Origin of the sequence: Streptomyces sp. NPDC096324 (assembly GCF_044763015.1) — a bacterium.
Taxonomy (GTDB): domain Bacteria; phylum Actinomycetota; class Actinomycetes; order Streptomycetales; family Streptomycetaceae; genus Streptomyces.
On record NZ_JBIWFK010000024.1, the window covers coordinates 50,758 to 64,588 of the forward strand.

The 13,831-nt window shown below is 71.5% G+C and carries 9 protein-coding genes; 3 read left to right on the forward strand and 6 right to left on the reverse strand.

Translation table 11 applies throughout. From position 1 onward, the window contains the following. Positions 1–8: 8 nt before the first annotated feature. The 6 genes from ACIQ7M_RS38770 to ACIQ7M_RS38795 all read right to left on the reverse strand — a co-directional run bounded on the left by ACIQ7M_RS38770 (position 9) and on the right by ACIQ7M_RS38795 (position 8,189). Positions 9–587: a hypothetical protein gene (locus tag ACIQ7M_RS38770; RefSeq protein WP_355768105.1), complete on the reverse strand. Its 579-nt coding sequence runs from the start codon at positions 585–587 to the stop codon at positions 9–11. Beyond that, positions 572–1,699, reverse strand: a complete 1,128-nt coding sequence (locus ACIQ7M_RS38775) for a ParA family protein (protein WP_386984222.1) — start codon at positions 1,697–1,699, stop codon at positions 572–574. Before ACIQ7M_RS38775 ends, ACIQ7M_RS38770 begins: the two co-directional genes overlap by 16 nt. 424 nt (positions 1,700–2,123) lie before the next feature. After that, the gene (gene ald / locus ACIQ7M_RS38780; RefSeq protein ID WP_355768111.1) at positions 2,124–3,248 is read right to left on the reverse strand and encodes an alanine dehydrogenase; all 1,125 of its coding nucleotides are present in this window, start codon (positions 3,246–3,248) and stop codon (positions 2,124–2,126) included. Between the two features lie 161 nt (positions 3,249–3,409). Continuing rightward, positions 3,410–5,491: a tetratricopeptide repeat protein gene (locus ACIQ7M_RS38785; RefSeq protein ID WP_403653250.1), complete on the reverse strand. Its 2,082-nt coding sequence runs from the start codon at positions 5,489–5,491 to the stop codon at positions 3,410–3,412. Between the two features lie 287 nt (positions 5,492–5,778). Further along, the gene (locus ACIQ7M_RS38790) at positions 5,779–6,405 is read right to left on the reverse strand and encodes an NUDIX hydrolase (RefSeq protein ID WP_355768117.1); all 627 of its coding nucleotides are present in this window, start codon (positions 6,403–6,405) and stop codon (positions 5,779–5,781) included. A 116-nt stretch (positions 6,406–6,521) separates the two neighbouring features. After that, a complete protein-coding gene (locus tag ACIQ7M_RS38795) occupies positions 6,522–8,189 on the reverse strand; it encodes a CTP synthase (protein ID WP_355768120.1) in 1,668 nt (555 codons plus the stop codon). Between the two features lie 570 nt (positions 8,190–8,759). On the opposite strand from ACIQ7M_RS38795, the gene ACIQ7M_RS38800 reads away from it, so the two are divergent. From ACIQ7M_RS38800 to ACIQ7M_RS38810, 3 genes are all read left to right on the forward strand, one after another. Continuing rightward, a complete protein-coding gene (locus tag ACIQ7M_RS38800) occupies positions 8,760–10,562 on the forward strand; it encodes a glycoside hydrolase family 15 protein (protein ID WP_403653279.1) in 1,803 nt (600 codons plus the stop codon). A gap of 138 nt (positions 10,563–10,700) precedes the next feature. Further along, positions 10,701–12,095 (forward strand): FAD-binding oxidoreductase, encoded by a 1,395-nt coding sequence (locus tag ACIQ7M_RS38805; protein WP_403653253.1) that lies wholly within the window; start codon positions 10,701–10,703, stop codon positions 12,093–12,095. A 100-nt stretch (positions 12,096–12,195) separates the two neighbouring features. Then, positions 12,196–13,824 (forward strand): PucR family transcriptional regulator, encoded by a 1,629-nt coding sequence (locus tag ACIQ7M_RS38810; RefSeq protein ID WP_386984215.1) that lies wholly within the window; start codon positions 12,196–12,198, stop codon positions 13,822–13,824. Positions 13,825–13,831: the final 7 nt, after the last annotated feature.

The following is a 13,831-nucleotide window of genomic DNA, read 5'->3' on the forward strand; positions in this document are numbered from 1 at the left end:
GGCTATCTCTACCGCCCGCGCAGGCGCCGTACGAGAATGCTCGCGTCCCCGCGGGACTCCAGGTCCGCCAGGACCACGGCGACCGCCTCACGGACGATCCGCCCGCGGTCGACGGCGAGACCGTGTTCACCGCGGAGCACCAGACGCGCGTGTTCGAGGTCCATCAGCTCCTCCGCGGACACGTACACGGTGATCTTCTCGTCGTGCCGCTCCCGCCCACTGGGCCGGCGGTTCGCCCCGCGCCCCCGCTTGCGGGACGACTGCACGGACGTGGAGGGAGCGCCAGAACCTTCCTGCGCCGGCCGGCCGCGCACCGAACGGTCCGGCGCGCCGCCCCGGCTGCGCGACTCCCCCGCGTCGGACGGCTCGGCGTCGGTGGCGACGTGTTCGTCGCCCTCGCCGTCACCGCCCTGGACGGGCACCGACTGGGGCGCGTCCTCCCCGGCCGCCGCGTCGCTCTCGCCGGCCGGGGCCGGCACGCGGGCCTCGCCGTTGGTCCGGCGCGTGGGGGTGGACGACTGGAGTGCCATGCCCCCGGTGGTACGGAACAGTTCGTCGGCCCCCGGCAGACTCACTCGGCGTGACACCGGGCGAGCACCTCCCTGGCGAGCTGGCGATAGGCGGCGGCCCCGACGGAGTTGGAGGCGTACGTGGTGATCGGCTCACCGGCGACCGTGGTCTCCGGGAAGCGGACGGTCCGGCCGATCACGGTGTGGTAGACGTGCTCGTCGAAGGCCTCGACCACGCGCGCGAGCACCTCACGGCTGTGCACCGTGCGGGAGTCGTACATCGTGGCGAGGATGCCGTCGAGCTCCAGCTCGGGGTTGAGCCGTTCCTGGACCTTCTCGATCGTCTCGGTGAGCAGCGCGACACCGCGCAGCGCGAAGAACTCGCACTCCAGCGGCACGATCACCTTGTGGGCCGCCGTCAGCGCGTTCACGGTGAGCAGGCCGAGCGAGGGCTGACAGTCGATCACGATGTAGTCGTAGTCGGCCATCAGCGGCTTCAGGGCGCGCTGCAGCGTGGACTCGCGCGCGACCTCGCTCACGAGCTGCACCTCGGCGGCGGACAGGTCGATGTTGCTGGGCAGCAGGTCCATGTTCGGGACCGCCGTCTTCAGGAGCACCTCGTCGGCCGCCATGCCCCGCTCCATGAGCAGGTTGTAGACGGTGAGGTCGAGCTCCATCGGGTTGACGCCGAGTCCCACGGACAGCGCGCCCTGCGGGTCGAAGTCGACGAGCAGCACCCGGCGTCCGTACTCCGCGAGCGCGGCACCCAGGTTGATGGTCGACGTGGTCTTGCCCACGCCGCCCTTCTGGTTGCACATTGCGATGATCGTCGCGGGGCCGTGACTGGTCAACGGACCCGGGATCGGGAAGTAGGGCAGCGGGCGCCCTGTCGGGCCGATGCGCTCACGGCGCTGACGGGCCGCGTCGGGCGCGAGCGTCGCCGCGTACTCCGGATCGGGCTCGTACTCGGCGTCGGGGTCGTAGAAGTGCCCCTCGGGCAGTTCGTCGTAGTCGGCGAAGTGGGTGTGGTTCCCGCCACTTCCGTTGCCGGCCATGGCGTTCACGTGATGGCCATCCATGCTCGGGTGTGCTGTCTGAGTCATCCGGGGACTCTGGTGGGCTGCGAAGGTGCGGACAGCGACGGAACCGACAGCCTCGAGCCCCGTGGGGCTCTGGCCCCGCGCCGGCATTCCTGGTTGACCACCCCCGGGAGTAAATGTCGACTCATTCACAAGTCGTCTTACCTCCTTGGTGACCAGGGAACTTCTCGATAGGTCAGCGTGGCACCATGCCGACGATTGGCGACTCTATGGCGTGTCACCGCTCCGCAGCAACACAATCCGCCGGACCCGACCCGATGTGTCGGCAACCGAACACCCCTCTGTCAAGGGCGTAAGGCCGTCGCACGGCAGGTTTCACCGGTGTGCGAATCGGTTGAAGAGTTACGTTCGTGCCGAGTTGAACGAGTGTCGCAAAGTGAGCCGACACACACCCGGCCGGACCCTGTCGTGCAAGGTCCGGCCGGGTGAGCGATGTTGACGACCGTGTTGACGTATCGCCTTTTGTCGACGCCGAGTCGACCGAAAATGTCGACTAATGGAGCCATCGGCAAACTCAGCCGAGCAGGCTCTCCAGTGCGACGTGCTCCAGTCCGTGCGCCTCGGCGACCTCGCGGTAAACAACCTTGCCGTCATGGGTGTTGAGACCCTTGGCCAGCGCGTTGTCACGGCGCAGCGCCTCGGTCCAGCCCCGGTTCGCGAGCTCGACGATGTACGGCAGCGTGGCGTTCGTCAGCGCGTACGTCGAGGTGTTGGGGACCGCGCCGGGCATGTTGGCGACGCAGTAGAAGACCGAGTTGTGGACCGGGAAGGTCGGCTCGGCGTGCGTGGTGGGGCGCGAGTCCTCGAAGCAGCCGCCCTGGTCGATCGCGATGTCGACGAGGACACTGCCCGGCTTCATCCGGGAGACGAGCTCGTTGGTGACCAGCTTCGGCGCCTTGGCGCCGGGGATCAGCACGGCACCGATCACGAGGTCGGCCTCGAGGCAGGCCTTCTCCAGCTCGAAGGAGTTGGACATGACGGCCTTGACCTTCGTGCCGAAGATCTTGTCGGCCTCGCGCAGCTTGTTGATGTCGCGGTCGAGCAGCGTCACCTCGAAGCCCATGCCGATGGCGATCTGCGCGGCGTTCCAGCCGGAGACACCGCCGCCGATCACGACGGCCTTGGCCGGCAGTACGCCCGGGACACCGCCGGGCAGGACACCGCGGCCGCCGTTTGCGCGCATCAGGTGGTAGGCGCCGACCTGCGGGGCGAGGCGGCCCGCGACCTCGGACATCGGGGCGAGCAGCGGCAGGGCGCGGCTGGGCAGCTCGACGGTCTCGTAGGCGATCGCCGTGGTGCCGGACTCCAGGAGCGCGTCCGTGCACTCCCGGGAAGCGGCCAGGTGCAGGTAGGTGAAGAGCGTCTGGTCCTTGCGGAGGCGGTGGTACTCCTCCGCGATGGGCTCCTTGACCTTCAGCAGCAGGTCGGCGGTGGCCCAGACCTCGTCGGCAGTGGGCAGGATCCGCGCGCCGGCGGAGACGTACTCCTCGTCCGTGATCGAGGAGCCGACACCGGCGCTCTGCTCGACGAAGACCTGGTGGCCGTGGCGCACGAGCTCGTGCACACCGGCGGGGGTGATGGCCACCCGGAACTCGTTGTTCTTGACCTCGCGGGGGATGCCGACCTTCACGTCGATCACGGTCCTTGACTCAGAGGGCTCTGGGGGATGCATGCCGAGGCGATGCAAGCCAGGCAATGCATGTCATACCCGACGTACGGGAGCACACCGGGAGACACCACGGAAGAACGCGGCGGAGCCAGTCTAATGAAGGGATTCCCTCTGTCTAGCCTTTCAATGCATCAATCTTCAGCGGATGCACTGCGGATTTCGTAGGCATTACCGTCGCGTTCCGAGCCGGATGTGCTCTCCGGGAGCTCCTCTCCCAGCATGCGCTCGGCCGCCGCTCGGTGCAGCCGGGCGGCCGCGGGGTCGCCGAGCCGCTCCAGGGTGTCGGCCAGCCTGACCTGAAGCGCGGCCTGCAGGCGTACGTCGTCCGCGCGGCGCGCCCACTCCACGGCCTCCTGGCAGGTGCGCAACGACTCCTCGGGCCGTCCGGCGTACTCCTGGACCCGGGCCATCTCGCTCAACGCCCTTGCCTGGGAGGCGACATCACCGTTCTTGCGGTGCCAGGCGACCGCGGCGCGCCAGTTGACCTGAGCCTCGCCGTAGCGGCCCGCGTAGGTGTGCGCGGTGGCGATGCGCCCGTACAGCCGGGCGGCGTCCACGCGCTCGTCCCGCGCGAGCCGCTGGGCGAGCGCCCTGCCGTACCAGTCGGCGGCCCGGTCGTGGTCCCCGAGTTCCTGGTGGGCACCGCCTACGGATTCCATCGCGCGGCCGGTCGCGTACGGGTCGTTCGCCTCGCGTCCGGCGTCGAGCGCGGCCCGGTAGCGGGCGAGGGCGTCGGTCTTCCGGCCGGTCTGCGCGTCCAGGTCGGCGAGATTGAGCAGCGCCGCCGCCTTCTCGCGGGGCAGGTTCCGGCGTTCGGCGACGTCCAGGACGAGCCGGTGGACGCCGTACAGATCGGGTGCCGCGGCCCGGGTGCCGAAATGAGCCGCCATCGCCCGCACCAGGGCGGCCATCAGCCGCCGGGCGAGGGTGTCCAGCTCCCCGTCGGCGACCGCCAGCCGGGCAGAGGCGAGCAGCGCCGGCCGGCGCACGCGCAGCCAGTCCTCGGCCGCCCGGGGACTGGCGAACCGCAGGGCGCGCGGCATGCCGGCGAGCTTCTCCCGGGCGGGCGAGCTGTCGGTCTCGGTGATGGCGCGGCAGGACACCAGGAGCCGTACGGTCCGCTCCAGCATCCGGGCGCGGGCGAGCTGCACCTCGGCGGGCCGGTCATGGGTGTCGACGAGCGCGCGGAGCAGCGGATGGAGGCAGCCGGGGACCTCGTACTGCGGCAGCGGCGAGGGGACCGCCCGCACCAGGCCGAGGCCGACGAACTCGTCCAGCGCGGTATGCGCCGCCTGGACCGAGCAGCCGGCCAGCGCGGAGGCGGTGTGCGGGTCGACGAGGCCCGCGGGGGCGAGCGACAGCAGTCGCAGTATCCGCGCGGCGGTGCCCGGCAGGGAGGTGTACGCGAGCCGGAGGACGCGTTCCAGCGGTGTGCCGTCCTCGCCCTCGGTGCGCAGGTGCTTGGCGAGGTCGGCGACGGCGGAGGCGGGACGCGCGGCGAGCCAGCCGCCGGCCAGCACCAGGGCGGTGGGCTGACCCGCGCACAGTTCGACCAGCCCTTCGGCGGCGAGCGGGTCGACGGTGATGCGCACCGAGCCGGTGAAGTGGTCGAGGAGTTCGAGGGCGGACTTGGTGTCCAGGCCGCCCAGGGTGCAGGGGCGGACGTCCACGATGCCGGTCAGCGGCCCGCCGGAGACGGCGATCACCAGGCAGTCCGGGGAGTCGGGCAGCAGCGCGTCGACCTGCTCGGCGTCGGCCGCGTCGTCGAGCAGGAGCACCGCCCGGCGGACCGCGAGGGCCTCGCGCAGCCGCTCGCCGAGGTCGTCGGCGCCGGCTCCGGGGGGTGCGGTCAGGCCGAGGGCGGTGAGCAGCTCGCGCGCGGTGGCCTCGGTGGGCACCCGTGTGCCGTCGGGTTCGGTGAGCCGGGCCCGCAGGAGGCCGTCGGGGTAACTCTCGGCGACCTGCTCGGCGAGCCGGCCGGCGAGCGCGCTGCGGCCGGAGCCGGGCTTGCCGGCAATGAGGAGAACCCGGGCCCGCGGCGCCTTGCGGCCGGCGATGGTGTCGAGGCCCGCGCGCTCGATGTCCGCCCGGAGTTCCTTCAACTCTCTTGTACGGCCCAGGAACTGACTCTCCGTAGGGGGGGACCCGGCAGCCGGGGGCTGCCCCTGGGACGACACCTTGGTGCCGCCGTCGTCCACCACCTGATCCGCCACGGGCCACGCTCCCGTTCCACCGCACGCGCAAGCCCGCCGGGACTCCGGTACGGGCGTTTTCCAGAGCCTAGTTCACGCTCTGCGACGATCCGTGCGGAGCGCGACGACGGCATCCCCCGATCGGATCAGGCGATCGTAGGACCGGCATCCCCGGATGGGCGTACCCGGTTCCCCGGACGGGCGTAGCCGGACTCCTCGCGCTGGCGTGGCCGGACTCCTCGGACGGGCGTACCCGGCCCGTCCGAGGCGGGTTCCGGGTCGGCGCTCCGCCTTCCCGGAGGCGGAGCTCAGGCCTCGAAGGGGCGGGCGGGCCAGGGTGCGTCGGCCGGGCGCAGGGCCGCGAGTCCGTCGCCCTGCCGTGCGGCGAGAAGCGAGAGAACGCCCACGACCAGGCAGTTGTTGTGCAGGTCGCCGGCGAGCACACCGCCGACGAGTTCACCGAGGGGGACGCGGGCCAGCTCCATGTCGGCCTCCTCGTCCTCGACCTCGAACCGCTCGCCCTCCGCCTGGGAGAGGTCGGTGGCCAGGAAGATGCGGATGGCCTCGTCGCAGCCGCCGGGAGTGGTGTACACGTCGGTCAGCACCCGCCAGGTCTCCGCCTTGACGTGCGCCTCCTCGTAGAGCTCGCGCCGGGCGGCGTGCAGCGGGTTCTCGCCGGGGATGTCGAGCAGGCCCGCCGGGATCTCCCACAGCTTGTGGCGCACGGGGTGGCGGTACTGGCGCAGGACGAGGACCCGGTCCTCCTCGTCCAGGGCGAGCACGGCCACGGAGCCCGGGTGGACCTGGTAGTCCCGGCGGACGACGGATCCGTCGGGCATGACCACGTCGTCGGTGCGCACCGAGGTCTTGTTGCCCTTGAAGGGGGTCTCGGTCGCCCGGACCTCCCACTCCTCGGGGGTGTCCTTGATCGTCATGGCCTGTCCTCCCACACGCAAAAGAGTCCGGTCCCGTGACGGAACCGGGGCACGCGCCCGCGGGAACTCCCGCGGACCCGCACCCCGGTCACCGTACAACCCGGTGTTACTTGGCCCTACTTGCCCGTCTTGCGCGCCACCGCGGCCTTGACCAGGCCCGCGAAGAGCGGGTGCGGCCGGGTCGGGCGGGAGCGCAGCTCGGGGTGCGCCTGCGTCGCGACCAGGTACGGGTGGACGTCGCGCGGGTACTCGACGTACTCGACGAGCTTGCCGTCCGGGGAGGTGCCGGAGAACTGCAGACCGGCCTTCTTCTCCAGCTCGGCGCGGTAGGCGTTGTTCACCTCGTAGCGGTGGCGGTGGCGCTCCTCGACGTACTCCTTGCCGTCGTACACCTCGCGCACGATCGAGCCCTCGGCGAGCTTGGCCGGGTACATGCCCAGACGCATGGTGCCGCCCATGTCGCCCTCGCCCGCCACGATGTCGAGCTGCTCGGCCATCGTGGAGATGACCGGGTGGCCGGTGCCGGAGTCGAACTCGGTGGAGTTGGCGTCGGGGATGTCGGCCAGGTTCCGCGCGGCCTCGATCACGATGCACTGCAGGCCGAGGCACAGGCCCAGCAGCGGGATGCGGTTCTCGCGGGCGTACTGGATCGCGCCGACCTTGCCGGACACACCGCGGTCGCCGAAGCCGCCGGGGATGCAGATCGCGTCGACGTCGCCGAGCTGCTTGGCCGCGCCCGCGGGGGTCTTGCAGTCGTCCGAGGTGACCCACTTGATCTTGACGCGGGCCTTGTTGGCGAACCCGCCGGCGCGCAGCGCCTCGGTGACCGAGAGGTAGGCGTCGGGCAGGTCGATGTACTTGCCGACGAGCGCCATGGTGATCTCGTGGACCGGGTTGTGGACGCGGTCGAGCAGGTCGTCCCAGGTCGCCCAGTCCACGTCACGGAACGGCAGGTCCAGCTTGCGGACGACGTAGGCGTCCAGGCCCTCGGTGTGCAGGACCTTCGGGATGTCGTAGATCGACGGGGCGTCGATCGCCGCGACCACGGCGGCCTCGTCCACGTCGCACATCAGCGAGATCTTGCGCTTGATGGCGGTGGGGACCTCGCGGTCCGCCCGCAGCACGATCGCGTCCGGCTGGATACCGATGTTGCGCAGCGCCGCGACCGAGTGCTGCGTCGGCTTGGTCTTCAGCTCGCCGGACGGGCCGATGTAGGGCAGGAGCGAGATGTGCACGACGAACACGTTGTCGCGGCCGACCTCGTGACGGACCTGGCGGACCGTCTCCAGGAAGGGCAGCGACTCGATGTCGCCGACCGTGCCGCCGACCTCGGTGATGACGACGTCGACGTCGTCGGCCGCCATGCGGCGGATGCGGTGCTTGATCTCGTTGGTGATGTGCGGGATGACCTGCACGGTGTCACCGAGGTACTCGCCGCGCCGCTCCTTGGCGATGACGGTGGAGTACACCTGACCGGTGGTCACGTTGGCCGAGCCGTCCAGGTCCACGTCGAGGAAGCGCTCGTAGTGCCCGATGTCCAGGTCCGTCTCGGCGCCGTCGTTGGTGACGAACACCTCGCCGTGCTGGAACGGGTTCATGGTGCCCGGGTCGACGTTCAGGTACGGGTCGAGCTTCTGCATGGTGACGCGCAGACCCCGCGCCTTGAGCAGCGCGCCCAGGCTGGAGGCGGTCAGTCCCTTGCCGAGGGACGAAGCGACACCCCCGGTGACGAAGATGTGCTTGGTCGTCGTGGCTGTGCTGTTTCGAAAAGCACTGGGCGGCATGGCCAAGAGGGGGCTCCCGTGGTCGGTCTGGGGTGCGTGCCGGCGTGGGGCCCGGAGATTTCCGGGGGTTGCCGTCGCTGCGGTTCGGGGGTTTCTTGCCCACCGGTCCACGGGCTACCAGGGTATCAGCGACCGGACGAGGCCGCTTCCGGCCACGCTCCGCGCACGCCCGGACACCCGGTCGGGTACACCCGGGCACCCGGCCGGGCACACACCTCACACACCACTCACTCGATCGGCGCAGCCGGGTTGTCCGGAGCGGCACGCGGATCTTCCACGTGCGTCGTATCCTGCTCGGACACTCGCTGCCGAGCCCCTCCGGCACACGGCACCATCCCGCACGTAACCGGAACAAAGAGGGCCTGTCAGTTCGTTTCGAAACGACAATCGCATCGCCCATCGCACCGACAACCGGCGTTTCGCAGCGACGCACGGCGGACGTCCCCCATCATCGACGTTCCGCAGTTACCGACCCCCATTGCCTACTGTTTTGCAGTACCTACGTTCCCTTTGACCGCAAGAGCGACCGCCCCGCGCAGGGGCGCCGTGGCCGTTCGACTGGAGATGCACGTGGCCGGGCGCATCGAGGACTACGCACTCATCGGAGACATGCAGACAGCCGCGCTGGTCTGCCGGGACGGCACAGTCGACTGGCTGTGCCTGCCCCGCTTCGACTCCCATGCCATCTTCGCGGGACTGCTCGGCACGGAGGATCACGGCTTCTGGCGACTCGGTCCCGCGCACGCCGCCGACGCGCGGCCGCCCGCGGCCTCGCGCCGCCGGTACCGCGGCGACTCGCTGATCCTCGAGTCCGAGTGGGACACACCGCGGGGCACGGTCCGGGTGACCGATTTCATGCCGCCGCGTGACGGCGCGCCCCAGCTCATCCGCATCGTCGAGGGCGTCAGCGGCCGGGTGCCGATGCGCTCCGCGCTGCGCATGCGGTTCTCCTACGGCCGCGTCGTGCCCTGGGTGCGCCGGCACGAGGGGCGCACGGTCGCGGTCGCCGGACCCGACTCGGTCTGGTTCGACACGGACTGTCAGACGTACGGCAAGGACCTGACCACCTACGCCGACTTCACCGTGGCGCCGGGCGAGCGCATCGCCTTCACCGTGTCGTGGGAGCCCTCGCACAAGCAGCCCCCGCCGCTGCCCGAGCCGGAGCAGTCGCTGGAGGCCACCGAGGAGTTCTGGCGCGACTGGGTCGACCAGTGCACGTACCACGGCCCCTACCGCGAGGCCGTCGTCCGCTCCCTGATCACGCTGAAGGCCCTCACGTACGCGCCCACGGGCGGCATCGTCGCCGCGCCCACCACCTCCCTCCCGGAGGAGATCGGCGGCGTACGCAACTGGGACTACCGCTACACCTGGCTGCGCGACGCGGCCATCACCCTCTCCTCGCTGCTGCGCACCGGCTACCGCGAGGAGGCCCGCGCCTGGCGCGAGTGGCTGCTGCGCGCGGTCGCCGGCGACCCGGAGAACCTTCAGATCATGTACGGCATCGCGGGCGAACGGGAGTTGGGCGAGGCCGAGCTCGACTGGCTTCCCGGGTACGAGAATTCGGCGCCGGTCCGGGTCGGCAACGGCGCCGCGCACCAGCTCCAGCTCGACGTCTACGGCGAGGTCACCGAGGCCCTGCACCTGGCCCACATGACGGGCCTGTCCCGCAACGACTACGCCTCGCTCCTGCAGTTGAAGCTGATCCGCTACCTGGAGACCCACTGGGACCAGCCGGACGAGGGCATCTGGGAAGTCCGGGGACCGCGGCGGCACTTCGTGCACTCCAAGGTGATGGCCTGGGTCGCCGTCGACCGCACCATCAAGCTCATCGAGTCCGGGGACGCGCACGGCCCCCTGGAGAAATGGCGCGAACTGCGCGACGACATCCACCGGGACGTGTGCGAGAAGGGCTACGACCAGGAGCGGAACACCTTCACGCAGTCCTACGGCTCGAAGGAGCTCGACGCCTCGCTGCTGCTCATCCCGCAGATGGGCTTCCTGCCGCCGGACGACAAGCGGGTGATCGGCACCATCGAGGCGATCCAGCGCGAGCTGTCCACCTCCGACGGCTTCATCCTGCGCTACCCGACCTCCGGCGCACACGCGGGCGTGGACGGTCTGGAGGGCGACGAGGGCGCCTTCCTCGCCTGCTCGTTCTGGATGGCCGACGACCTCGCGATGATCGGCCGGGTCGACGAGGCCCGCAAGCTCTTCGAGCGCCTGCTGGCCCTGCGCAACGACCTCGGTCTGCTGGCCGAGGAGTGGGACCCGCGCCTCCAGCGCCAGGTCGGGAACTTCCCGCAGGCCTTCAGCCACGTTCCCCTCATCGACACGGCCCTGCGGCTGACGGCGAGCGGGGCGTACGGCGGCTGAACCGCACCACGGCGGGCGCGCCCGGGGGCTTCCCCGACGCACCACGCGGGCGCGCCGGGGCCTCCCCGACGCGCCCGATGCGCCGCGCCCGCCTAGCCTGGAAGAAGTTCTGTCCCCTCATGGAAGGGGGCGGCTCCCATGGCTCCCCTTTCGAAGGCCGGCGCGGCACTGACCGCATTCCGCGCGGGTCTCTCCGGTGATGTGGTCACCCCTGACGATCCCGGGTACGACGAGGCCCGGACGATCTTCAACGCGATGATCGACCGGCGGCCCGCCGTGATCGCGCGATGCGAGGGCGAGGCCGACGTGACACGCGCGGTGCGCTTCGCGCGGGAGCTGGATCTGCCGATCGCCGTACGCGGGGGCGGTCACAGCGTCTCCGGCATGTCGCTCAACGACGGCGGTCTCGTCATCGATCTCAGCCGCATGCACGCGGTCACCGTCCACCCCGGGTCCGAGACGGTCCGGGTCGAGGGCGGAGCACTCATGAGCCATCTCGACCGGGCGACCCAGCCGTACGGCCTCGCGACCACCGGCGGCCGTGTCTCGACGACCGGCGTCGGCGGCTTCGTCCTCGGCGGCGGCAGCGGCTGGCTGGACCGGTCGATGGGCCTCGCCGTGGACAATCTGCTGGGCGTCGAGCTGGTGACCGCCGACGGCTCGCCGGTACGCGCCACCGACCAGGAGAACCCGGAGCTGTTCTGGGCCCTGCACGGCGGCGGCGGGAACTTCGGCGTCGCCACCGCGCTCACCCTCAAGCTCCACCCGCTGCCCGAGTTCTCGATCGCCCTGGTGATGTACCTGCCGGAGGCCGGCCCCGACGTCGTGCGCGTCTACCGCGAGATCATCGAGAACGGGCCGCGGGAGGCGGGCGGCGGCGTCCTCTACCTGACCGCCCCGCCCGAGGAGTTCATGCCCGGGCATCTGGTCGGCAAGCGGCTGTGCGGCGCCCTCGTGGCGTACGCGGGCGGCGAGGAGGACATGCGCAAGGTCGCGCAGCCGCTGCTGGCGCTGCCGCACGAGGTCGAGATCGTCACCGCCCTGCCCTACCCCGACTTCAATTCCATGCTCGACGACCCGCCCGGCTTGCGGAACTACTGGTCGGCGCAATACGTCACCGGCGCGCCCGACGACTTCGTGGACGTCTTCTGCGCCCTCGGCGAGGCCATGCCCGTCCCCACCGGCACCCAGCACGTGCTGTTCCCGCAGGGCGGCGCCATCGCCGCCGGACCGTCCCGGTTCCCGGTCCCCTACCGCGACGCGCCGTGGGCCGTGCACCCCTTCGGGATCTGGGAGGACCCGGCCGACGACGAGCGGTGCGTCGCCTGGGTCAGGAAGGTCCGCGAGGACGTCCGGCCGTGGAGCACCGGCGCGGTCTACCTGAACTTCATCGGGGACGAGGGCACGGACCGCGTCACGGCCGGTCTCGGCGAGGACAACCTCCGGCGGCTGGCCGCGGTGAAGGCCGAGTACGACCCGGACAACGTCTTCCGCTTCAACCACAACATCGCCCCGGTCCCGGCCGCCGCCTGACCTCGGCACTCACCCCGGACACCGCCCGCGGCGGCTCCGGCCGCCGTCCGTCACGGCCCGGAGATGCCCCCGGAAGCCGTCCGCGGGTAGCGTCCGCTCCATGGACAGCCGTTACGACACCCAGGGCGCCGGAATCACCGTGCAGCGGGCTCTTGAGCTGCCCGGACTGCGCGGCGGGCTGCCGGAGATCATCGCGGGGGCCGACCGGCTGCACCGGACCGTGCGCTGGGTGCACGCGGGCGAGGTCCCGAACATCGCCTCGCTGCTCAAGGGCGGCGAGCTGCTGCTGACCACGGGCTACGGTCTCGGCACCCGCCCCGCCGACCAGCGCGCGTTCGTCCGCACGCTCGCCGAGCGCGGGATCGCGGCGCTCGTCGTGGAACTCGGCCCGCGCTTCACCCGGCTGCCCGCCGCGCTCGTGGAGACGGCGCGCTCCACCGGTCTGCCGCTGGTCCAGTTGCACCGCGAGGTGCCCTTCGTGACGGTCACGGAGGAGATCCACACCGAGATCGTCAACGGCCACTACGCGCTGCTCCAGCAGGCCGAGGAAGTGCACCGGCGGTGCACCGAGGCCCTGCTCGGCGGCGGCGGGGTACCCCAGGTCCTGCGCATTCTGGCCGACTTCAGCGGCAACCCGGTCTTCCTGGAGACGGCCGACGGACAGCTCCTGTACGCCGCCGGGGCCGGCTCCACGGGCGCCGATCCCCTCCAGGTCTGGGAGGGGCTGCGCGGCCAGCACAAGGAGGAGCCGCCCGCGGGGACCACCCTGGTGGACGTGCCCGGCGGCGGCCCCGGCACCGGCTCCGTACGGGCCCGTCTGGTGCTGCTGCCCGTCGGCGCGCCGGTCGCCCCGGTCCACCGGATCGCCGCGGAGCGGGCCGCCGGCATCCTGGCGGTCGTGCTGATGCAGGCCCGCCAGGAGGAGGAACTGGCGGCGCGGGGGCGCGGCGACTTCCTTACCGACCTCGCCGAGGGCCGTATCGAGGCCGAGGACGCGCCGGCGCAGGCCCGCGTCCTCGGGTTCAAGCCCGGCGCCGGTCCGCTCCTGCCGGTCGTGATGCGGCTGGCCGACGGCCTCGCGCCAGGCGGCGGCTGGGCGGTGCTGGCCCGCGCCGTCGCGGAGGAGCTGGCCTCGGTGGGCGTCCCGGTCCTGCTGGGCGTCCGTCCCGTCGAGGGCCGGGTCCCGCTGCTGCTCGGCCTGCGCTCGGAGTCGGAGCGGGCGGCCGTCGCGGACCGTGTCGCGGCCGCGCTGCGCGCCGGGGTGGAACGGGCCGGCATGCAGCGGCCCGGGGCACAGCCGCCCGTGGTGGTCGTCGGGGTCGCCGGGGGCTGGGCGGCCGCGTCGGCGGGCCTGCGGCACGCGGCGGAGACGGCGACGGCCGCGCAGGGCCTGTCCGACCGGCCCTGGTACGACGCGCGCCGGCTGGACATCGACCTGCTGCTCTGGCGACTGCGCGAGCATCCCGACCTGGCCGCGTTCGTGGAGCGCGCGATCGGTCCGCTCCGCGATCACGACGTCCGCTCGAAGCCGCCTCTTCTGCCCACCCTGCAGACGTACTTGGCGCACGCGGGCCGCAAGGCGGAGACCGCCCGCGAACTGCATCTCAACCGGCAGACCCTGTACAACCGCCTCGCCAGGATCGGTGAGTTGCTGGGCATGGACCTGGACGACCCGCAGACCGTACTGGCGTTGAGCCTGGCGCTGCGGGCCCGCAGGCATGTTCCCTGAAGGCCGC

Coding starts and splice junctions, on each gene's coding strand:
- ACIQ7M_RS38805 (WP_403653253.1), top strand. CDS start 10,701: ATGGCTCCCCTTTCGAAGGCCGGCGCGGCACTGACCGCATTCCGCGCG.
- ACIQ7M_RS38775 (WP_386984222.1), bottom strand. CDS start 1,699: ATGCCGGCGCGGGGCCAGAGCCCCACGGGGCTCGAGGCTGTCGGTTCC.
- ACIQ7M_RS38790 (WP_355768117.1), bottom strand. CDS start 6,405: ATGACGATCAAGGACACCCCCGAGGAGTGGGAGGTCCGGGCGACCGAG.
- ACIQ7M_RS38795 (WP_355768120.1), bottom strand. CDS start 8,189: ATGCCGCCCAGTGCTTTTCGAAACAGCACAGCCACGACGACCAAGCAC.
- ACIQ7M_RS38810 (WP_386984215.1), top strand. CDS start 12,196: ATGGACAGCCGTTACGACACCCAGGGCGCCGGAATCACCGTGCAGCGG.